The 21359-nt window shown below is 65.9% G+C and carries 21 protein-coding genes; 3 read left to right on the forward strand and 18 right to left on the reverse strand.

Annotated elements, in window-relative coordinates:
• Positions 1 to 18: 18 nt before the first annotated feature.
• From AC1DE1_RS01630 to folE, 10 genes are all read right to left on the reverse strand, one after another.
• Complete coding sequence (locus tag AC1DE1_RS01630; RefSeq protein WP_441605507.1) at positions 19 to 171, reverse strand: hypothetical protein; 153 nt, start codon at positions 169 to 171, stop codon at positions 19 to 21.
• An 82-nt stretch (positions 172 to 253) separates the two neighbouring features.
• A complete protein-coding gene (locus tag AC1DE1_RS01635) occupies positions 254 to 1891 on the reverse strand; it encodes an NAD(P)/FAD-dependent oxidoreductase (protein WP_441605506.1) in 1638 nt (545 codons plus the stop codon).
• A gap of 156 nt (positions 1892 to 2047) precedes the next feature.
• The gene (locus tag AC1DE1_RS01640; protein ID WP_441605505.1) at positions 2048 to 2701 is read right to left on the reverse strand and encodes a DsbA family oxidoreductase; all 654 of its coding nucleotides are present in this window, start codon (positions 2699 to 2701) and stop codon (positions 2048 to 2050) included.
• Between the two features lie 174 nt (positions 2702 to 2875).
• Positions 2876 to 3382 (reverse strand): DUF1993 domain-containing protein, encoded by a 507-nt coding sequence (locus AC1DE1_RS01645; RefSeq protein WP_441605504.1) that lies wholly within the window; start codon positions 3380 to 3382, stop codon positions 2876 to 2878.
• Positions 3379 to 4755 (reverse strand): TCR/Tet family MFS transporter, encoded by a 1377-nt coding sequence (locus AC1DE1_RS01650; protein ID WP_441605503.1) that lies wholly within the window; start codon positions 4753 to 4755, stop codon positions 3379 to 3381. Before AC1DE1_RS01650 ends, AC1DE1_RS01645 begins: the two co-directional genes overlap by 4 nt.
• 162 nt (positions 4756 to 4917) lie before the next feature.
• Complete coding sequence (locus AC1DE1_RS01655) at positions 4918 to 5259, reverse strand: EF-hand domain-containing protein (RefSeq protein WP_441605554.1); 342 nt, start codon at positions 5257 to 5259, stop codon at positions 4918 to 4920.
• Positions 5259 to 8051, reverse strand: a complete 2793-nt coding sequence (locus AC1DE1_RS01660; RefSeq protein ID WP_441605502.1) for an AAA family ATPase — start codon at positions 8049 to 8051, stop codon at positions 5259 to 5261. The genes AC1DE1_RS01655 and AC1DE1_RS01660 overlap by 1 nt, the downstream gene beginning before the upstream one ends.
• Positions 8044 to 8775: a hypothetical protein gene (locus AC1DE1_RS01665; RefSeq protein ID WP_441605501.1), complete on the reverse strand. Its 732-nt coding sequence runs from the start codon at positions 8773 to 8775 to the stop codon at positions 8044 to 8046. The genes AC1DE1_RS01660 and AC1DE1_RS01665 overlap by 8 nt, the downstream gene beginning before the upstream one ends.
• Positions 8768 to 10066, reverse strand: a complete 1299-nt coding sequence (locus AC1DE1_RS01670; RefSeq protein WP_441605500.1) for a hypothetical protein — start codon at positions 10064 to 10066, stop codon at positions 8768 to 8770. Before AC1DE1_RS01670 ends, AC1DE1_RS01665 begins: the two co-directional genes overlap by 8 nt.
• A gap of 13 nt (positions 10067 to 10079) precedes the next feature.
• A complete protein-coding gene (gene folE, locus AC1DE1_RS01675; RefSeq protein WP_121883715.1) occupies positions 10080 to 10682 on the reverse strand; it encodes a GTP cyclohydrolase I FolE in 603 nt (200 codons plus the stop codon).
• 196 nt (positions 10683 to 10878) lie between these two features.
• Here folE and AC1DE1_RS01680 point away from each other — a divergent pair, with 196 nt between their 5' ends.
• A complete protein-coding gene (locus AC1DE1_RS01680; RefSeq protein ID WP_441605499.1) occupies positions 10879 to 11739 on the forward strand; it encodes an energy transducer TonB in 861 nt (286 codons plus the stop codon).
• Positions 11740 to 11743: 4 nt separating this feature from the next.
• On the opposite strand, the gene AC1DE1_RS01685 is transcribed toward AC1DE1_RS01680, so the two are convergent.
• Together AC1DE1_RS01685 and AC1DE1_RS01690 are read right to left on the reverse strand one after the other, a co-directional pair.
• Positions 11744 to 12604, reverse strand: coding sequence for a hypothetical protein (locus AC1DE1_RS01685; protein WP_441605498.1), 861 nt, complete (start codon positions 12602 to 12604; stop codon positions 11744 to 11746).
• Between the two features lie 86 nt (positions 12605 to 12690).
• A complete protein-coding gene (locus AC1DE1_RS01690) occupies positions 12691 to 13494 on the reverse strand; it encodes a hypothetical protein (RefSeq protein ID WP_441605497.1) in 804 nt (267 codons plus the stop codon).
• A 148-nt stretch (positions 13495 to 13642) separates the two neighbouring features.
• Here AC1DE1_RS01690 and AC1DE1_RS01695 point away from each other — a divergent pair, with 148 nt between their 5' ends.
• Positions 13643 to 14113 (forward strand): hypothetical protein, encoded by a 471-nt coding sequence (locus tag AC1DE1_RS01695; RefSeq protein WP_441605496.1) that lies wholly within the window; start codon positions 13643 to 13645, stop codon positions 14111 to 14113.
• Between the two features lie 15 nt (positions 14114 to 14128).
• Here AC1DE1_RS01695 and AC1DE1_RS01700 read toward each other — a convergent pair whose 3' ends face one another.
• The 5 genes from AC1DE1_RS01700 to AC1DE1_RS01720 form a co-directional block, all read right to left on the reverse strand.
• Positions 14129 to 15565, reverse strand: coding sequence for a DNA recombination protein RmuC (locus AC1DE1_RS01700; protein ID WP_441605495.1), 1437 nt, complete (start codon positions 15563 to 15565; stop codon positions 14129 to 14131).
• A 62-nt stretch (positions 15566 to 15627) separates the two neighbouring features.
• The gene (locus AC1DE1_RS01705) at positions 15628 to 16800 is read right to left on the reverse strand and encodes a class I SAM-dependent rRNA methyltransferase (protein ID WP_441605494.1); all 1173 of its coding nucleotides are present in this window, start codon (positions 16798 to 16800) and stop codon (positions 15628 to 15630) included.
• A gap of 141 nt (positions 16801 to 16941) precedes the next feature.
• Complete coding sequence (locus AC1DE1_RS01710) at positions 16942 to 17376, reverse strand: hypothetical protein (protein WP_441605493.1); 435 nt, start codon at positions 17374 to 17376, stop codon at positions 16942 to 16944.
• A 221-nt stretch (positions 17377 to 17597) separates the two neighbouring features.
• On the reverse strand, positions 17598 to 18545 hold the full coding sequence (locus tag AC1DE1_RS01715) for a serine/threonine protein kinase (RefSeq protein WP_441605492.1): 948 nt from the start codon (positions 18543 to 18545) through the stop codon (positions 17598 to 17600).
• On the reverse strand, positions 18542 to 18979 hold the full coding sequence (locus AC1DE1_RS01720) for a hotdog fold thioesterase (protein ID WP_441605491.1): 438 nt from the start codon (positions 18977 to 18979) through the stop codon (positions 18542 to 18544). The genes AC1DE1_RS01715 and AC1DE1_RS01720 overlap by 4 nt, the downstream gene beginning before the upstream one ends.
• An 82-nt stretch (positions 18980 to 19061) precedes the next feature.
• On the opposite strand from AC1DE1_RS01720, the gene AC1DE1_RS01725 reads away from it, so the two are divergent.
• Complete coding sequence (locus tag AC1DE1_RS01725) at positions 19062 to 20120, forward strand: 2Fe-2S iron-sulfur cluster-binding protein (protein ID WP_441605490.1); 1059 nt, start codon at positions 19062 to 19064, stop codon at positions 20118 to 20120.
• A 38-nt stretch (positions 20121 to 20158) separates the two neighbouring features.
• Here the strand turns inward: AC1DE1_RS01725 and AC1DE1_RS01730 are convergent, their stop codons facing one another.
• Complete coding sequence (locus tag AC1DE1_RS01730; protein ID WP_441605489.1) at positions 20159 to 20611, reverse strand: rhodanese-like domain-containing protein; 453 nt, start codon at positions 20609 to 20611, stop codon at positions 20159 to 20161.
• Positions 20612 to 21359: the final 748 nt, after the last annotated feature.

Here is a 21359-nt window from a genome sequence, read left to right on the forward strand (position 1 = left end):
CCGGCCCTGCCGGCCCGCTCATGGGCTGCCCGAAAAGCGCCCAAAAAAGAAGCGGATGGCCGTGGCCACCCGCTCACTCTCCACCAGGTTGGAATGCCCCAGCGCTTCCGGGCTGCTGAACGACTGGATATCCAGCTCCCGGAAGCGCGGCCCGCGTCGCCGCGAGCCCATGCACCATCCGTAGGCAGGTGGGGCGAGGGGTATTTTCGCGGGCCGGGCGATGCGGGGCTACGGGATGCGTCTGAAACAGCGCTTAGTCAGCGGTGGCGTTGATGCTCGTTGCCACCGCTTCGGCCACGCGTATCCCATCCACCGCCGCGGAAAGAATGCCGCCTGCATAACCGGCGCCTTCGCCGGCCGGGTAGAGGCCGCGTGTGTTGAGGCTCTGGTAATCCTCGCCACGACGGATGCGCACGGGTGAAGACGTGCGCGTTTCCACGCCGGTGAGCACGGCGTCATGCATGGCGTAGCCCTTGATCTGGCGATCGAACGCCGGCAGCGCTTCGCGGATCGCTTCGATGGCGTAGTCGGGCAGCAAGTCGGCAAGGTCGGTGAGGTGCACGCCGGGTTTGTAGGAAGGCTGCACGTTGCCGAATTCGGTCGATGCCTTGCCCTTGATGAAGTCGCCGACCAGCTGGCCTGGCGCGCTGTAATCGCGGCCGCCCATGTCATACGCTCGTGATTCGAGGGCGCGTTGCAGGGCAATGCCGGCCAGCGGACTGCCGCTGTCGTCGAAGGCGGCGAAATCCTTGGGCTCGATGCCGACCACCACGGCCGCGTTCGCATTGCGCTCGTTGCGCGAATACTGACTCATGCCATTGGTGACGACGCGCTCGGGTTCCGATGCCGCGGCAACCACGGTGCCGCCCGGGCACATGCAGAAGCTGTAGACCGAGCGGCCGTTCTTGCAGTGATGGACCAGCTTGTAGTCGGCGGCGCCGAGTATCGGATGACCCGCCTGCGGTCCGAAGCGTGCCTGGTCGATGATCGACTGCGGATGCTCCACGCGGAAGCCGATCGAAAACGGCTTCGCTTCCATGTACACGCCGCGATCGTGCAGCATGAAGAACGTATCGCGCGCACTGTGTCCCACCGCGAGCACCACATGGTCGCTCAGCAGCTGCTCGCCACTGGCCAGCACTACGCCGCGCAGCTGGCGCGAGCCATCGGCAGCGGTGTCCACCAGCAGATCATCCACGCGCTGAGTGAAGCGGATTTCGCCGCCGAGTGCCTGAATGGTTTCGCGCATCGCTTCCACCATCGTCACGAGGCGGAACGTGCCGATATGCGGCTTGCTGACGTATAGGATTTCTTCCGGGGCACCCGCATTCACGAATTCCGTGAGCACCTTGCGCCCATGGTGATGCGGATCGGAAATCTGGCTGTGCAGCTTGCCGTCGGAAAACGTGCCCGCGCCGCCTTCGCCGAACTGCACGTTGGATTCGGGCTCGAGCTGGCGCTTGCGCCACAGGCCCCAGGTATCCACCGTGCGTTCGCGCACGGCCTTGCCGCGATCGAGAATGATGGGCTTGTAGCCCATCTGCGCCAGCAGCAATCCGGCGAACAGGCCGCAGGGACCGAAGCCGATCACGATCGGGCGCTGCTTGAGATCGGTCGGCGCCTGCGCCACGAAGCGATAGTTCGTGTCGGGCGTGGGCTGCACATGCTTGTCGTCGGCATGGCGCTTGAGCAGGCCGGCTTCATCGGCCACTTCCACATCCAGCGTGTAGATCAGCTGGATGCTGCCTCGCTTGCGCGCGTCATAGCCGCGACGGAAGACCGAAACGCTGTGCAGGCCGTCCTTGCCCAGCCCCAGCTTGGCGCGCACGGCAGCATCGATGGCGCCCTCGGCGTGGTCGAGCGGGAGCTTGATGTCGGTGAGTCGGATCATGCGGGCACGGGGTCAGGCGGTCTGGCCGGGGATTTTCGCATGTCTGGGGGTTTGGGGTTCTGCAGCGCCCAGTCGCGCACAGGGTGCGCTCCCACAAGGGCTGCCGGTGCCCCTGTGGGAGCGCACCCTGTGCGCGACTCAATCTTGCGACAGCGGTCAGCCCTCCGCCGCCACCTGCCGCAACGTCTGCTCAAACACCTCAGGCGGCTGGCCACCCTGCACCAGGTACCGATCATTGATGATCACCGACGGCACCGCGCGCACGCCCTGCGACTGGTAGAACTGCTCCTGCGCGCGGACATCCTGCGCGTAGCGGCCCTCGTCCAGCACGCGGCGCGCTTCACCGGCGTCCAGACCCACCGATGCGGCCACGTCGACCAACACGTCGCGCGAGCTCACGTCACGGCCGTCGGTGAAGTACGCCCCCAGCAAGGCCTGCTTGAGTTCCGCCTGGCGGCCTTCGAGCGCGGCCCAATGCAGCAAGCGATGCGCATCGAAGGTATTGACGATGCGGTTGCGCTTGTCCATGTTGAAGGTGAAGCCCAGCGCAGCGCCGCGTTCGCGGATGGCTTCCTGGTTCTGCTTGATCTGCGCCGGCGAGCTGCCGTACTTGTGCGCGATGTGCTCGATGATGTCTTCGCCCTCGGGCGCCATCTTCGGGTTCAGCTCGAATGGCTGGAAATGCAATTCCACCGCCACCTCGTCGCCCAGATTCTGCAGCGCCTGCTCCAGCGATTTGAGGCCGACGGCGCACCACGGGCACACCACGTCGGAGACGAAGTCGATCTTGATGGGTTTGGCGTTGGCCATGGGCAAGTCCTCGATGCGATCCCGGCTAAATGGGATCGGACAAGGCGCCAATCAAGTGCCGCCCCGGTCCGCCAGACCCATTCCCCAGGCGTCCGGGATGTTGCGGCTGCTGGCCAAAAAAAAGGGCGGCGCAGGTTCGCAAAGCCCTGCGCCGCCCCGGTCTTGCAGCCCGGCTTACGGCTTGCCGATGAAATCCATCTTGCCCAGCTCGGCACCCGCCTCGCGAAGAATCGCGTAGGCAGTGGTGCAGTGGAAGAACACGTTCGGGATCACAAAGTGCAGCAGATAGCCTTCGCCTTCGAAGTGCTGCTCGCCCGAACGCATCTTGAGCGTGATCGCGCGCGTTTCGCTGCCGTCGATCTGGTCGGCCTTGAAGCTCTTGATGTAGTCGATAGCGCGCTCGATGCGTGCATGCAGTTCGGCGAAGGTGGTTTCGTTGTCCTCGAACTTCAGCGGATCCACGCCGGCCAGTCGCGCGCAGGCGTTCTTGGCCATGTCGGTGGCGATCTGCACCTGGCTGGTCAGCGGCAGCATGTCGGCGGTGAGGCGGGCCTGCAGCAGCAGGGAGGGCTCGAACTTGCGCGCCTGCGCGTGCGCCTCGCCCTTGCGCAGCACGTGCTGCAGATTGCTCAGGGCGCGCAGGAAAACAGGAACGGAAGCCTGGTACATCGACAAAGTCATGGGGAATGCTCCGGTGGTTCTAGGGGAGTGATGGTGGCTTGCAAAGGGATCACCGAGGACGGTTCGCCCGGGATGGTATGAGGCACGGGTTCCTCGCCCTTGGCGAGGTCCTGCGTATGCCGCGTCGCGCGCAGCGCGATCACGGTGCCGATGGCCAGCAATACGGCCGACAGCACGAAGGCCAGGCCAGGCAGGTGATACGGCGACGACGGCGAAATCGAGAACGAAAACACCTGGGCGAACAGGAACGGGCCAAAGATGCCCGCAAAACTCGCCAGGCTGCTGATGGCGCCCTGCAGGCGACCTTGTTCGGCCGCATCCACTTCGTGCGTCATCAGCGACTGGATCGGCGGCTGCGAGAGGCCCCACAGCGCCATCAGCGGAATACCCATCAGGAAGGCAAAACCGGTGTCGGCCAGGCCCATCACCAGGAACGAGCCGATGCCGCACAGCATGCCGCCCAGCATCAGCCGGCGTTCGCCGAAACGCGGGGCCAGACGTCGGGTCAGCACGGCCTGTACGAAGCCATCGCAGGCGCCGACAAGCATCAGCACATAACCCACCGCCTGCGGACCCCAGTGGTAGCGATAATCGGCGTACAGCACGAAGGTGGTCTGCAGCACGTAATGCGCCAGATACACCAGGAACATCACCACGGCCAGGCGCATCACCAGCGGATAGCGCGCGAGCAGTTTCAGCGAGCCGAGCGGGTGCGCGCTGTGCATTTCGAAGCGCGGCGTGCGGCGTTCCTTGGGCAGCGATTCGGGCAGCACGAAAAAGCCGTAGAGGAAATTGCAGGCGGCCAGGCTACCGGCCACCCAGAACGGCAGGCGCAGGTGGATATCACCGAGGAAACCGCCCAGCCCCGGCCCGATGATGAAACCCAGCCCGAACGCGCTGCCGAGGATGCCGTAGGCCGCCGCGCGTTTTTCCTTGGGCGTGATATCGGCGATATACGCATTGGCCGTGGTGAAGCTCGCGGCCGTCATGCCCAGCACCACGCGCGCCACGAACAACAGCCATAGCGTGGGGGCCATCGCGAGCACGAAGAAGTCGATGGCCAGGCCCGCATTGGAGATCAGGATCACCGGCCGGCGCCCAAAGCGATCGGACAACGCGCCCTGCACCGGCGAGAACGCGAACTGCACGATCGCAAACACCGTGCTGAACACGCCGACCCACCAGGCCGCATTCGCGATGCCGCCACCGGCGAGCTGCTCGATCAAATGCGGCAGCACCGGGATGACGATGCCGAACGCCAACATGTCCAGCACCACGGTGACGAAAATGAACGCCAGCGCGGCGCGGCGGCGCGGATGGAGCTCGGGGTCGGCGGTCTGGTCCATGGGGGCGGCTGGCGGTGAGACGCGCACGATAGCCGATTCCAGATGACGCTGTGTGTGCAGTGCAGTAGGAGGGCGCAACGCCTTCTGTTGTGGGAGCGCACCCTGTGCGCGACAGTCGCTACGAAGCCGACCGGTGAGGCCAGTCGCGCACAGGGTGCGCTCCCACAACAACAGAGGGGTGAGGGCGATTCAACCCTGCGGTGGCTGCGTCAGCTCGCGCGCGTCGAGATAGCCGTCGTGATTGCGGTCCAGCTTGTGGAACTGACGGCGCAGGTTGTCCTGGAACTGCTTGAGCGTGATGGGTTTGCCGTGGCCGCCGGGCAACTCATCGGTTTGGAGCACGCCGTCACCATTGGTATCGAGCCGGTAGAAGCCCTGGCTCAGATGCGCCACGTACTCCGCCTCGCTCACCCGCCCATCGCCATCGGTGTCGAACTCCCGCAGGTATTCGGCCGGCGTGGACTGCGCCCACGCGATCACCGGCCCCAGCAGCAGGCCTGCCAGCATTGCAGCGCGGGCAGGCCGCCGCATCATGCGGCTTCGGTCCGGCGGCGCAGCACGGCCAGCGGCTGCGCCCAGGTGGCGCCGGGGCGGCGCTTGCTGGTGACCAGGGTGAGGTCGCTGGGCTGGAACACGTTGATGTTGTGCGTGGCCGGCGTGGTGAGGATGTACTGGGCGCGCGTGGACTTGAGGAAGGCACCCACCTTGTCGATGTTGAAGATGTCCAGGTGCGCGAACGGCTCGTCGATGAAGACGAAGCCGCCGGGGCGATCCTCGTCGCGCATCAACGCCACCAGCAGCAAGAGTGACTTCATCACCTGCTGGCCGCCCGAGGCCTCGCCGTCGTCCATGCCGATCCAGCCCTTCTTGTCGAACTCGAAGCGCACGTTGAGGCCGGCCTGGGCCAGGGCGAGGTCTTCATTCACCAATTCAGGCAGGTCCGTTTCCACGCCGATGCCGGCCAGATCCGCCAGCACTTTCAGGTTGCGCGCATAACGCTTGACCGTATTGCGCAGCACGTTGAGATACGCGGCGCGCGCTTCCGTCGTGATGCGGCCGGCACGTTCCAGATGCACGCGACGGCGCTGCAGATCCTCGCGCAGGCCTTCGTGGTCGTTGGCGTATTTGTCGCGCAGCGGCAGCACGCCGTCGTCGGTTTCCCAGTGCCCTTCGTTGAGGCGACGCTCGATGCGGTCGATCTCGCGACGTACGGCAGCGGGCGACTCATAGCGTTCGCGCAGTTCCAGCATGGCGCGGCGCGAACGATGCGACGGGCGCACGTGGCTGCGCTTGTGGCGGAAAGCCTTCAGGCGATCGACCTGCTCGTGACGGTATTGCGCAAACTGGCGCGCGCTGTCGGCCAGCTGCTGCTGCGCCTGTTTGTGCTCGCGCGCTTCGTTGTCGCGCTGGCGGGAGTTCTGCTGGCGCTGCTCGCGCACGCCTTCGTAATGCGCCTCGGCAGCGGCGTAGCTGTCGGCGCAGCGCTGCACGTCGTCCTGCAGCGAAGACAGCGCTTCGTGCGCCACGGCAAATTCATCGGCGCGGTCGGCGAGCTGGTTGCTGGCGTTGGCGCCGCGCAGCAGGCTTTCGGCGTCGCTGGCCTGTTCCTGCCAGGTCTTGCGCTTGTCGCCGATGGCGCGCAGCTGTTTCTCGATCTGCTGCAGTCGCTCTTCGCCCTCGCGCAGCTGGCGTTCGCGCGCGGCACTGCCGAAGTACACATCGTCGACACCGAGGTGACGTCCGCCGCGGCGCTCGCGGAAATAACCCTGCGGCGTGATCCAGTCCTGCTCCTTGCCGAGCTTGGCGCCGTCGGCCACGTCTTCCACGCGGCGGATGCGGTCGAGCTGGCGCAGCAGCCATTCCGGCGCCGCTGCGGTGAAGTCGACCACTTCCAGCAGCGAGCCACGCGTGGCCGCGATGCTGGGCGAGCGTTCGGCCACCACGAAATGCTTGTAGCGGTGTTGCTCGCCCAGGCGCCACGCTGCTTCGCGGTCACGCGGGTGATCGAGCAGCACCACATGGCGATAGCCGGCGAGCACCGCTTCCACTGCTGCCTGCCAGCGCGGCTCGGTGATCTCGACGATCTCGCTGAGCATGCTGTGGCCGATGCTGGCCTCGTCCAGGGCGCGTCGGAACGATTGCTCGAACTCCGGCGTGTAGCGCTGGCCGCGACGCCAGGCGCCGAGTTGCGCGGTCAGTGTCGACAACTGCTCGCGCAGTCGTGCTTCGTCATTCTGCAGGCGACCAAGCTGGCTGCGTGCTTCGACAAGCTGCTTGCCTTGCTGCTCGTGATCGGCGCCGTCCTGTTCGGCGACCAGTTTGCGCAGATGCTGCTCCTGCTTGAGCAAGGTGGCGTTCTCTGTTTCGGCGCGGCGCGCTTCGTCGAGCTGCTGCTTGGCCTGCTGGCGGACCTGGTCGGCTGCGTGCTGTTCGCCTCGCAGCGATTCTTCCTTGACGTCCAGCGCTTGCAGGCCCCGCTGCAGCTCCACGTCGCGCGCGGACAGATCGCGACACTTGCGCTTGAGGCCGAGCAACTGGGGACGCGCACCACGGATGGCCGCGTGCAGTTCGGCCAGTTCGGTGCGCGGGAGCGTTTCGGCGACCAGGTCGGTGTGCTCATGTTTGAGCGCATCCCACTCCTGCCATGAGCGCACGCGGCCCTCGGCCTCCTGCAGGCTCACGCCGATCAGGGAGAGCTGATGTTCCAGGCCGTGCAGCTCGCGATCGGCTTCGGCTTGTTCGTTGCGGGCGCGCTGATAGTCATCCAGCACGGTCTTGTCGCCGAACACGTCGAACACCAGGTCCAGCAGGGCCTTCGGCGGCAGCTGGCACAGCTTGTCGGTGGCGCCTTGTTCCAGCGTGAGCACGCGGCGGATTGCCTGCGACAAGCCGGCGCCTTCCAGCCGCACGCGGTAGTCGCGCAAGCCGAGGAAGTCGTTGCGTGCTTCGATCTCGTCGACGCTGACATCGCCGCCCATCACGGCGTACTGGCGCTGCCACTCGCCGCCCTTCTTCTGGATGCGCACCGCCAGCGTCACTTCGCTGTCCATGATCGGGAAGAACGGACGCTCGCCGCGCGGTCCGGGCACATTGCCCACGCGCGCACGCAGCCAGGCGAACGGTTTGCCGTTGTGGCGCAGATAGCTCTTGTAGTCGCGGTTGCCGGCGCAGTCGATGGTGAGCAGGGTGCGCAGCGCGTCGAGCAGGGTGGTCTTGCCCGAACCGTTCGGGCCCACCACGGTGACGATATTGGTATCCAGCGGCAGGCTGAAGCGCTGCCAGTAGTCCCAGTGGATGACCTCGAGGCTGCGGAAATCAAACATCGTGGATCACTTCGCTGTCTTCACTGATTTCATTTACGTCGTCGTCGGCATCGTCGTAGAGCGGTTCATCGTCGCTGCCGATGTCGTCGCGCGGCGTGAGGCCTGCCAGCAGGTCGCTCAGCGCGCCATCGAGGATGCGTCGCGCGGTGCGTTCGTAATCGAACACCAGATCCAGCAACGGTCCTTCGGCCAGCTCGCCCTTGCGCCGCGCGATGAAGCCGTGGCGCGAAAGCAGGCCGAGGTTGAAATTCACGCGCGTCTTGCCGCCGAGCTTCTCACCGAAATCGGCGAGCAGCGTGCGCTCGGCCACGATGGGCGATAGCGCCGCATCGCGCGAAATCGGCTTGGCTTCGGCGAACATCTGCTTTTGCGAAGCATCGGCCTCGGCCTGTTGACGTTCGAGCTGGCGCTGGCGCTTGGGCAGCACGATCAGCGCCCACAGCACCACCAGCAGCGCGATGGCGTCGCGGTCGAGCTGCAAGGTGTTGGAGATCCAGCTGTCGCTGCCGCCGAACACGTGCTTCTCATTGGCGCGCGCCACGGCCACGCCGATATAGGCGGAGTAGGGGTGTTCGCGCAGTTCGAGGCCGACGGCAGCCAGGCGGCGATCGAGTTCTTCGCGGAACGCCTCGTCGAGCAACGCCTTGCGTGCCTGCGTGTCGTCGCGCGGCAGCCAGCGCTGGGATAGCAATCGCGCGACCAGCGCAGCGGTTTCGTCATGCATGTTTGTTGTCCTTGCTTGGATGCAGGCGACCCGCGCTGACCAGCGCGATCGTCGCCAGGCCCGGGTCGATCAGGCGCGGTTCGATTTCCAGTTTCAGCGGCAGGCGCGCGAGATCCGCCGTTGCGCCCTGCAGCGCGGAGGATTCCGGGTCGCCCACCAGGCCGAGCAGCGAGAGGCGGTACGCGCTCAAGGCGTAGTCGTCGCCGCGCAAGGCGTCGCTGAGTTCCAGGGGAGTGGTCAATGCCGCCAGCTGGCCATGCCACTCGAGCAACGGCGAGAGGTCTTCCTCGTCGATCGGCAGGTCGTGCGTGGTCGGGGTGCTTTCCGCGTTCGGCAGCGCGCTGCTTTCGGCGGCGGCGCGTTCGCGTTCGAGCAATTCGAATTCGGCCACGTCCAGCGCGATCTGGTCCTGCAGGAAGGGCGGCTGCACCGGCAGCTGCGCAGCCTGGTCGGCATGCTGGGCCAGCGCATCTGGGGTGAGCGAACGCAACCACGCCACCAGGTCAGACGAGGAAAGGCCAGTACGCCCCAGATGCACGCGATGCTGGTCGATCTTGTTGAGCTCGCGCTGGAAGATGCCGGCCTGTCGCAGCAGCGCACTTTGCGCACGACCCACCGCCTGGGCGAGGCGATGCGTGGCCGAGTCGAGATCTTCGTTGTCAGCGATGGCGCTGACGACTTCCGTGCCCTTCTCCACCCACGTCCATACCGAATCGAGCCGCTGTGCGGCGCGACGGATGCGATGTTCGGAGCCGGACAGCACGGCGCGGTCGAAGTCGTCCTTCAATTCGGACAGGCGCGACAGCAGGTGCGTCAGTTCATCGCCGGACACCCGGCCCACGGCCTGGCCGGCGGCGAGCTGGGCGGTGATGTAGCCCAGGCCATCGTCGTCGTCGTGCTCGAATTCCAGCAGCGTGGCGACCGCGGCCAGCGCCTTGCGGCCCAGGGGGCTCACGCGATAACGCAGCGTTTCGTTGTCCCAGGTGAGCAGCTCGTGTTCCTTCAGGCGCTGCACCACGGTTTCCAGCTTCACCGGCTCGACAAAGGCCAGCTGCTCGCGGATTTCCGCCGGCGTCCACTCCGGCGCGTGGGCGCGTGCGCCCAACGTGCGCAGCACCAGCAGGCGCAGCAGCACCTGCGCCTCGCTGCCGTGGAACAGCGCGTTGAACGCGCGCAGCAGCGAGCGTCCGCGCAGCAGGGGAAACACCGCCGGGATGTCCTCGGCGGTGATGCCTTCGCGCAATACGTCCTGTAGACGCTCGTCGGCGTCCGTGCTATCGATCAATGCCATCGGTGGCGCGTGCTCAGCGGCCCGCGCCATGGATACCGATGAACTGCAGGAATTCCGAGCGCGTGCGTGCATCGTCGCGGAAGGCGCCCAGCATCTGGCTGGTGACCATGGAGACGCCGCGCTTGTGCACGCCGCGGGTGGTCATGCATTCGTGGCTGGCGTCGATCACCACGGCCACGCCGGCCGGGTGCAGGTTTTCCTGGATGCACTGGGCGATCTGCGCGGTGAGCTTTTCCTGCACCTGGAAGCGGCGCGCATAAGCGTCCACCACGCGTGCCAGCTTGCTGATGCCCACCACGCGATTGGTCGGCAGGTAGCCTACGTGCGCGCGGCCGATGATCGGTGCCATGTGGTGCTCGCAATGGCTTTCGAATTCGATGTCGCGCAGCACGACCATTTCGTCGTAGCCGGCCACTTCCTCGAAGGTGCGGCGCAGATAGTCGCCCGGGTCAGTGGCATAACCGGAGAACCAATCCTTGTATGCCTTCACCACGCGCTTGGGCGTATCGAGCAGACCTTCGCGGCCGGGATCTTCGCCCGACCAGCGCAGCAGGACGCGGACCGCTTCTTCGGCCTGTTCGCGGGTGACTTCGGTCGGTTCTTGACGCTCGCTCATGCGGGTTCCTTCGGGTACGGCTTACAGACGTGCCAGTGTAACGCCAGCGTCAAGCACTGGCCCGCATGGGTGGCGGACGCTTAGCAGGATCAATCACTTGCGTCCCCGGCGAGGCGTAGCCCGGTCAGGTGACCACCCTTATGCTGCCGCCGCTGCGCCGCTAGACTAGCCTCTCGCATGAACTAAGGAGTGGTTTATGAAGCGCTGGTATCTGGCCTGGACGTTTGTACTGCTTGGCTGTTTCGTATCGACAGCGGCGGTGGCCGCGGCAGCCCAAAGCGTACGCAAGTCGGCGGAGGCCTCCATGTTGGTCACCGGATCGGTGGAAGTGAATCCGGATGGCACCCTGCACGGCTACACCCTGGATCAGCCGGAGAAACTTCCACCGGTGGTGGTGGATGTCATTGCTCAAGGCATCGCGCAGTGGGAGTTCAAGCTCTCCGCACCCACCAAGGACGTGGTGAAAAGCTCGATGAGCATACGCATCGTGGCCAAGCCTGTCGGTGACGGCAATTTCAAAGTGACTCTCGTGGGCGCCACGTTTGGCCAGGGGCATGCCGATGGCGATACGGTGAGCTACAAGACTCGGCCCGCGCCCACTTATCCGATGCTCGCCATCCATGCGCGAGTCACCGGCACCGTGTATTTGCTTGTGCGCGTTGGTCGTGACGGGACAGTGGAAGATGTCATTGCCGAACAGGTGAACCTCGAGCAATACGCCACGCCAGTGGAGATGGACAGGTTCCGCAAAGCGTTGGCCGACGCGTCGATCAGTGCGGTGCGTCGCTGGACTTACAACCCGCCTAGCAAGGGGGCCGCAAAGGATGATCCCTATTGGGTCGTTCGCGTACCGGTGAACTTCTATCTTCAGGGCGGCGGGGCGCCCGTCGTGAAGCGCGGCTACGGCCATTGGGACGCCTATATTCCCGGGCCGCGACAGACCCCGCCATGGATCAGCAACGCGCTTGCCAGCCAGTCGCCGGATGCCGTACCCGATGGCGCACTCTCCACCGGCAATGCTCAAGTGCAGCTGGCCACCCGGCTGGATGGCGCCTGAGGTCTCAGGTCACCGAGCGAAATAGTGTCACGCGGCCAGTATCCGGTTCGCTGGCCGCGCGCAACCACGGCTCGCTCGCGATGGCCGGCGTGCAAGGGCCGAGCGTGGCGAGTCGGATCGTTCGACGACGCGCTTCGTCATGCAGCCGGTCGAGCATCTGCCGCAAGATGTCGCCGGTGAACGGCGTATAGAGATAAAACACCGTGCCCCGCGAGACATCGGCATCGCGGGCATCCTGCGCCATGAAGCTGGCGCGATCGATCCCCAGCGCTTGTGCCGCGCGCTGGGCGCTGGCCACGTAGGCGGGCTCACGCTCGATGCCGCAAGCCCGCGCTGGCGTGCAGATCGATACCAGCAAGGGCACATGCCCCATGCCTGAGCCGAGATCGACCAGCAGGTCATCGTGACCCAGATGCGCTCGGTGGATCAGGTCCAGCACGTGGCGCACCGGCGTTGGCTGGTAGAACACCATGTCGGCTTCGAGCGCAGCGACAGAGTCAGGCTCGTCCAGCGACAAGACTTCGCCGATCAAGGCGTCGAGATGGTCGTAACCCCAGGGTTCGCGCAGGTCGTCGTGGTGCAGCCAGCCACGCAGGGCGTGCGCGCCGGCGCCTTGCGTGATGGCGTGGCGGATGCCTTCGCACAGGCGCTGTTGCACGTCGCTGAGGGCGGCCAGGCGCTCGCGCGCGCGTCGACGCACGGCGTTCATCACCGCCATGGCTGCGGGCGTGCAGGCCTGTGGTTCGTGCAGCAGCACGTCTTCCAGGCGATCCATCGCCAGCACACGCTCGCGCAGTTGTTCGGGCCGCTCCAGGGAACGGTCCTGCTCGACTTCGCGGACGATGGTGTGCAGGGCATCCAGCATGACGTGATCAATCCACTAGGGCGCACGAACCCTTGGATGGTGTCACGTTTCGGCTTGCCGCGAGTTGAACGCAGGTTGCTGCGATGTCAACGCGGATCGGGCACGAAATGTCCGGGGAACGGGTCGGGGCGAGCGGGCGGCGGACGGTCGTCGCCGGGGATCACGCCCTGGGCGATCAGGCGTTCGCGCGTGTCGTAGTACAGCGTGATCGTCTCATTCGGAGTAGAGGAGGCGCGTTCGAAATCGGTGTAGCTCACCACCGAGGTTTCGCGCTCGCCGTGGCCGGTGCCGATCGGACCGCTGTCCTGGGTCTTGGCCACTGCGCCGCGCGCTGCGGATTCGGCCACGGGCGCGGCGGGGGCAGGCGGTGATGGCTGCAGGCGTTCATCGCCCGAACTGGAGATCCTGGAGATCGGGCCGGGCATCGGCAGCGGGCGGATCATGTGTCGCGGCAGGAACACCGCCATGCCGATCACGCCCACGTTGTCGGGGCGGCCGGTGCGTGCGGCGTAGCTGTGCGAGGCATCCGCAAACACGAAATCCGCCACCTCAGTGAGGCTTTTGCGCCAGCCCGGAATGTCGGTGGACACATACGGCTGCAGCACATAACCCGTTTGCGACCAGTCGGCCGTGTCGCCGGACAGCACGTTGACGCCGTCGACCGAAAGCACGCCCAGTACGCGGCTGCCGTTCTGGCTGCGCAGATGGATCTGGTAGCGGTGACCCGGCTGCCCGGCGACGTAGTAGCGGCCATCGTGTTGATAGACCGTCAACTCCTGTTGCGAGGTGCGGTCGTACACAGCCAGGTCCACCAGCCGGCCGACCGCGGCGGCCTGCGTGCTGGCCGCCGCGGCGGCCAGGCCCAGTACCCACAAGCGCAAGCTGTTCATGCAACGACTCCGGCAGGCATCGATGGCCGATGCTTAGGTTGGAACGTCGCGCCGAGTCGAATGGGGTTAATCCCATGGTGCCGGTGCGAGGCCTCAAGGTTTTTCGCGGCCGACCGATTTCGTGGGCGACCCTCCCCCAGGACCTTCCATGAGCATCGGCATTCACCTGGACACCTCCGCCATCCCGGTGACCATCGCCGGCGCTTCGGCGTCGGCGGCATCGGCGTCCACCAGCTCGTCGTCGACTGCGGCGACATCATCGGCACAGGGCGGCAAGGCCTCGGTGGCGAAGGGCGCCGGTGTGGCTGGTGGCGCTGGGGGCGCTTCGTCGTCGTCGAGCAGCTCCGGCAGCAGCAGCGCGGCCAGCGCCACGGTGCAGGCCTTGCAGAAGGAAATCGCGCAGCTGCAAAAACAGCTGGCCCGGGAGGAGCAGGCTTTGCATGCGGCCACCTCAGGCAAGAAGGCAGCGGATCCGGCGAACATGGCGATCGCTTCCGCCTTGCAATCGGAGGTCGCGACGACCAATGGTCAGCTGGAAGCCGCCGTCAACGCCTTGTCCGCCGCCCTGCAGAGTGAGGGCGGCAGCAGCAGCGGTGCCCTGGTCAGCGCATCGGCCTGAGGGCGCAGCGCACGATCAAACCTCGGTGTCGTCGTCGCTGATCTCATCGAGCGCCGGGGCGTCGATCAGCACCTGCTGGGCGTCCTCGCCGGACAGGGTTTCCACGCCGCGCAGCTTGCGCTCGATGGCCCGCGTGCGGACGCTGGCCTGATCGATCACGTTGGTGGCTTCGTTGAGTTTCTTGCGGGTCTTTTCCAGCACCGCGCCGAACTTGCCGAATTCCGTCTTCACCGCACCGAGCAAGGTCCACACCTCGCTGCTGCGCTGGGCGATGGCCAGCGTGCGGAAGCCCATCTGCAGGCTGTTGAGCAAGGCGGTGAGCGTGGTGGGGCCGGCGATGGTGACGTGGAAATCGCGCTGTAGCGATTCGAACAGGCCCGGCCGGCGGATCACTTCGGCATACAGGCCTTCAGTGGGCAGGAACAACACCGCAAAGTCGGTGGTGTGCGGCGGCGCTACGTACTTGCTGCGGATGCGTTTGGCTTCCTCGCGCACGCGCACTTCCAGCGCACGGCCGGCCAGCGCAGCAGCATCGGCATCGGCCGCTTCCTGCGCGTCGAGCAGGCGCTGGTAATCCTCCACCGGGAATTTCGCGTCGATCGGCAGATAGAGCTGGGCGTGCTCGCCGGCGCCCGGCATGCGCACGGCAAATTCCACGCGGTCGTTGCTGCCGGGAACCGTCACCACGTTGGAGTCGTACTGATCGTTGGTGAGCAATTGCTCCAGCAGCGCACCCAACTGCACTTCGCCAAGGATGCCGCGCGTTTTCACATTGGTGAGCACGCGCTTGAGATCGCCCACGCCGATGGCGAGGTTCTGCATTTCGCCGAGACCGCGCTGCACTTGTTCGAGCCGTTCGGAGACCAGCGCAAACGACTGGCCCAGGCGCGTTTCCAGGGTGTTCTGCAACTTCTCGTCGACCGTGGCGCGCATTTGCTCGAGCCGGGCCGCGTTGTCGTCCTGGATCTCCTTGAGCTTGGTTTCCAGCGTGGCGCGTACTTCGTTGAGGCGCTTCTCGTTGTCGGCGGTGAGCGCGGCCAGGCGCTGCTGCTGTTGTTCGCCGAAACGATTGAGGGTGAGCGTGAGTTCTTCGCGGCTGCGGCGCGCGTCTTCGGTGAGGCGCTGCGCCAGCGTCTGCAGGCCGGCATCGGTGCGTTCGGTGAGCACGTCCAGGCGCTGGCCGAAATGGCCGATGCGCTCGTGCTGCTGGGTGCTCATGCCGCCCAGCTGTTCCTGCACCAGCGAGCGGAACTGTCCCAGCGACTGGGTCATCTCCCCGCGGTCGGCGCGCTGCTCCTGCGCCAGCGCTTCGCGCAGGTGGCGGTTGTCGTCCTTCAAGGCATCCAGGCGCGCAGCAAGGCCGCCATCATCGCGTCCGCGCAACAGGTTCATCACCTGCATGGCGAGCACGGCGATGACGAGGACGATCAACACGATTTCGGTTACGGACATGGCAGTTCCCAACGGCATACGGCCGCCAGTGTACGCACTGGCGTCTCAGAAGCGGGGACCGATCACATGACGCGGCAGAACACCGCCTTCAAGTAGCGGCCTTCCGGCACACTGCTGTTGAACGGATGGTCCGCGCCGGCGCCTGCCGTATGCAACACCTGGATCTCGCGGCCGGCGTTGAGCGCCACGCGGCGCAGCATTTCCAGGAAGTCCGCCTCGCTGACCAGGCCAGTGCACGAGCAGGTAAGCAGCAGGCCGCCGGGCGGGATCACATCCAGCGCCAGGCGATTCATCGCGAAGTATTTCTTCAGCGCGTCCATCACCTTGTTGCGGTCGCGCGTGAGCTTGGCCGGGTCGAGGATCACCGCGTCGTATTGCTCGCCGCGTGCGACGGCCGCGCGCAGCCAGTCGAAGATGTCGGCCTGTTCGAATACGGCGGGCACATCGTTGGCAGCGGCATTGGCGCGGGCGATTTCGAGGATGCCCGCGTCCATGTCCACGCCCGTGGCCGACTGCGCGCCGGCCGCCAGCGCGTGCACGGCGAAGCCGCCAGCGTTGCAGCACAGATCGAGCACCTTGCGGCCCTTGGCCAGGCGCGCGAAATGGTGGCGGTTCTCGCGCTGGTCGGCGAAGAAACCGGTCTTGTGGCCATAGCCGGGCGCAGCATGGAAACGCAGGCCGTGCTCATGCACTTCCACCGGCTCGGGCGCATCGGCGGAGCGGCAATCGAAGGATTCCTGCTTCTGCACATGGCTTTCCGCAAACCAGTACAGGCGTGCGCCGGGAAAGTGGCGCAGCAAGGCGGCCTGGATGGCCTCGCGGAAACGCCACATGCCGGCGGCGAAGTATTCGATCACCAGGATGTCGGCGTAGCGATCCACCACCAGGCCCGATAGCCCGTCGCCTTCGCTGTGCACCACGCGCCACGCATCGCTGATGCGGTCCAGCTGAAGCAGTTCCTGGCGCAGCGCCACGGCGCGGTCGATGCGGCCGGTGATCCAGTCGGCGTCAATGGTCTCGGTGGGATCGCTGCTCAGCAGGCGCAGCGCGATGCGCGCATGGCCGTTCCAGAAGCCGCGGCCCACGAAGCGTCCCTTGGCGTCCTCCACATCGACCACGCTGCCAGGCGGTACGCGGGTTTCCGGCTTGTGGACCTGGGCGGACCATACCCAGGGATGGCCGGGCGTGCGGTCGGTCTTGAGGCGGATGACGGGGAGGGGGGCAGGGCTATTCATCCGCCCATGATAACCGGTGAGGGCCTGGAACCCGGCGATTTGCTTGTGGGAACGCACCCTGTGCGCGACTGGCGCACCCTCAGCGACGCTCCGTGGGAGTCGCGCACAGGGTGCGCTCCCACAAAAAAGCGAGGTGGTCGCTTAGCGCAGGCGCAGCGCCAGCCAGGACAGCAGCGCCAGCAGGTTCAGCCCCAGCCGCGATACCGACGGCCCGGCCACGGCCAGCACGAAGCCTTCGCTGCCGACATGCCAGTCCAGCCACAGCTGCACCGGGATATGCAGGCTGGCGTAGACGTTCACGAAGGCGCCGCAATGGAAGCCGTAGCTGAAAATCGGCGTGGCGATCAGGGGCAGCTGCAGCACCTGGGCCCAGCTCGAGAAGGTCACGCCGCGCTCGCTGTTCTCAAGCAAAAGCACGCCAGCCACCAGCACGAACGCATAGAACGCCAGGCCGATCACCGCCACGATGGAGTCGTGCGAGCCGAACGGCAACAGCCGTCGCAGCATGCTCACCATGCCGAAAAAGCCACCCGCCACTTCAAGGATGCCGATCAGTCGGAACAGAAAATTGCGCACGTGCGAAGCCCTGGGTCGAAAGTGGCGAGCTTAGCGGATCGTGCTGGGGCTGTCGGTGGTGTGGATTGGCAATTTGTCGGGTGGTGTTCATCCCGCCGCTTGCCGCACGCATCGCCGACACCTCGCCGCGCACACATCGCGAACCCTTGTAGGAGCGCACTTGTGCGCGACCGTCCCCTCGCACAGGCATCGCTCCGCCCGGGTCGCGCACAAGTGCGCTCCTACAACAGCTCCTCGGACAACTCGTGCAGGTCGGCGATGTGCTGCTCCCACCATCGCGCTTCGGCGGCGAACGGGAAGGCGGCGGGGAAGGCCGGATCGTGCCAGCGCGCCGCAATCCAGCCGGCGTAGTGCAGCTGGCGCATGGCGCGCAGCGCCGGCACCAGGGCGAGCTCGCTGAAGTCGAAGTCGCGCATCTGCTGATAGCCATCGAGCAGCGCGCTCATAGACTTCTCGTCGTTGGCGAGCATCCACAGGTCCTGCACGGCAGGGCCCATGCGCGCGTCATCGAGATCGACGAAGTGCGGGCCGCCATCGGTCCACAGCACATTGCCGGGATGGCAGTCGCCGTGCAGCCGCAGCGAGCGCACCGGGCCGACGGCGTCATAGCGACTGGCCACGGCGTGATCCACGCGTTCGGCGGCGGCGCGATAGGCAGCGTGCAGCGACGGCGGCAACAGCGACGAGGCCAGCACGGCCTGCATCGGGTGCGCGATCAGCGTGGCGCGGTCCAGACGGCCGCGGTGTTCGAACGCTGCACGCGCGCCCACGCCATGAATGCGCGCAATCAGCCGACCCAGCCATTCCAGCTGTTCGGTCGATTCCAGCGAGGGCGCGCGGCCGCCTCGACGCGGCGTGAGTGCGTAGCGGAAGCCATCGTGATGCAGCAGCGTGCGTCCACCGAACACCAGCGGCGCCACGACCGGAATTTCGGCGTCGACCAACTCCCTGGCGAACGCGTGTTCCTCAAGGATCGCCGCGTCGCTCCAGCGATGCGGTCGATAAAACTTGGCGATGACCGGCGAGGCGTCCTCGATACCCACCTGCCACACGCGATTTTCATAGCTGTTGAGCGCCAGCAGGCGGCCGTCCGGCCACAGGCCGCACGCGGTGACGGCATCGAGTACGCGATCGGGATCGAGCGTGGCGTAGGGAGCGTCGATGCTCAACGCGGTGCCACGACGCGTGCCGGAATCACCGCCATGGTGATGCGCGAGATGCACACCAGTTCGCCGGCTTCCGTCTCGATGCGGATTTCCCACACCTGCGTGGTGCGGCCGATATGCACCATGCGCGCGGTGCCGGTGACGGTGCCGCTGCGCACGCCGCGGATATGGTTGGCGTTGATGTCCAGGCCCACCGCTACTTCCGAGGGATCGAGCGCGAGCATGGCGGCCGAGCTGCCCAGCGTCTCGGCCAGCACCACGGATGCCCCGCCATGCAGCAGGCCATACGGCTGGTGCGTGCGATGGTCCACCGGCATGGTGCCGCGCAGCCAGTCGTCGCCGATTTCGGTGATGCGGATGCCCAGCGTTTCCATCATGGTGTTGGTGCTCCAGCCATTGATGCGCTCGAGCGAGGTGTCCTGTTTCCAGATGGCCATGGCTGTTTTCTCCGCGTGAAGCTTGTGATTGGACCCTAAGGCCCTCATTGTCGACTGACGCTTACGCCGCGACAATGTGCCCGTGCCTATCGTTACGATCCAATCCACCGGCCGCCATTTCCCCGTCGCGCCCGGCGAAACCGTGCTGGAAGCCGCGCAGCGGGCCGGCATCGCCTTGCCGTATTCGTGCCGCGCCGGCGTGTGCGGCAGCTGCAAGGCCACGCTGCTGGCGGGGTATTGCGAGTATCCGCGCAATCCGCCGGTGGCACTGGCCGGCACCTCGCCGGCACAGCATGCGATTTTGCTTTGCCAGGCGGTGCCGCGCGGCGATCTGCTGATCGAAGCGCGCGAAGTCACCTCGGTGGAGGACATCGCCAAGCGGCAAGTCGACGTGGTGGTGTCGCGCAAATGGATGCTGGCGCCCGATGTGATCGGCCTGCATCTGCAACCGGTAGTGGCGGAAGCGCGGCTCAACTGGCTGCCCGGCCAATATCTGGACGTGCTGCTTGAGGATGGGCGTCGTCGCCCGTTCTCCATCGCCAACCATCCGCAAGCCGACGGCACCATCGAACTGCACGTGCGCCACGTGGCCGGCGGCGGTTTCACTTCGTGGGTGTACGACACGCTCAAGTTGGGCGACGCCATGCGCATCGAAGGCCCGCTGGGCACCTTTGTGCCGCGCGAGGATTCGGAGCGTCCGATGATCCTGATGGCTGGAGGCACGGGCTTTGCGCCGCTGAAGGCCATCGTCGAGCACTTCATGGCGCTGGGCACGCGTCGTCCGATGCGGGTGTATTGGGGTGCCAGGCAGGCGGCCGATATCTACATGCGCGAACAGGCCGAACGCTGGGCGGCGCTTGCGCACGACTTGTCGTTCCAGGCCGTGATTTCGGATGCGGAACAGGCACGGGCCAGCGGCATGCGCATGGGTTTCGTGCACGAGGCCGTGCTGCAGGATCACCCGGATCTTGCCGCTTACGACGTCTACATGAGCGGCCCGCCCGCGATGATCGATGCGGGCCGCAAGCTCTTCATCGCTGCAGGGCTGCCGGAAGACCGGCTGTACTACGACTCGTTCGACTACGCGCCCGATGTGCTGGCGCAGATCCTGGGCAGTCGCGCCGGCATTGTCGGGCTATAGCGGGCGAGAGCGTTGCGCGCTCGCCCGCCAAACAGCGATCAACCCGGATTCTTGCCCTTGGCCACCGGCAACTGCGCCTGCTGCCAGCCGATCACGCCGCCGTTGAGGGTGTAGACCTTGCTGAAACCGGCCTTGACCAGGCGCTGCGCGGCTTTGTCGCTGGCGCCGCGGCCGTCCTTGTCGATCAGCACCACCGGCACGTCCTTGGCCTTGGCGATGTCTTTGTGCTCGGGGTCGAACTGGCTCATGGCGACATGGCGCGAGCCGGGCACATGGGCCTTCTCGTAATCGGCATAGGCGGAAAGATCGATCAGCAGCGGACCTTCGCGGTTGATCAGCAGGGTGAGGCCGGCGGGCGTCAGCTCCTTGTACTTGCGCAGCAACATCATCAGCTGCGTGCCGACCAGCCCGAGCAGCAGGACCAGGAACAGCGCGGCGAGCGCGAGGTGGTTGCCGAGAAACTCGGGCAGCTTATGCAGGATATCGCTCATTATCTGGGGCTTCCGCTGGCGCGGCGGGGCCGCGCGGGGTGAACTGAGCGGGGGATTATAGGGGGTGGAGGGGGTGGTTGGTTTTCTGCTTCGGTTTCCGGGTGACTTCGGGTTCTGGACCGTCATGCGGAGGCACGCCGGCATTTGATCGTCATTGCGGCGTAGGCCGGAGGCGCTTTTCAACAGCGGAGCTGGTTATCCAGAGCCTCGGTGTTTAGCTGTCGCGATACGGTGACCTGGCTCGCCTGCCGCGGGCTTCCGACCTCCTGCCGGAGGCCGGGTCACTTTCTCTTGCTTGCCCAAGAGAAAGTAACCAAAGAGAAGGGCCCGCCGGATGACGCGCCTTCCGGGCTGCGCCCTCCAGGTGCGCGGGCGGGTTGCGGGGTTTTTCGACAGGACATCCGTGTCCTGTCGAAAAACTGGCCGCATCCATGCGGCCACCCTTCGGGCTTTCCTCCACCCGCCCGCCGCGTCATACGGGGACCCCGGGGGCAAGAGCCTGATCAAGAGCCCAACGCCCGGCGTTGCGGGGCCGGCCGGTCTTTTGTAGGAGCGCACTTGTGCGCGACCAACCGGAGCGATGCACCGCGACGCTGCGGTCGCGCACAAGTGCGCTCCTACAAGGGGGACGCAGGTTCGTGGGTTGAGGATCAACCTTGCCGGTCGGCTCTTTGTGGGAGCGCACCCTGTGCGCGACAAACCTACGGAGCGGTACACCGCATCGTGGCTGTCGCGCACAGGGTGCGCT

Source organism: Dyella sp. 05T440, assembly GCF_056395965.1.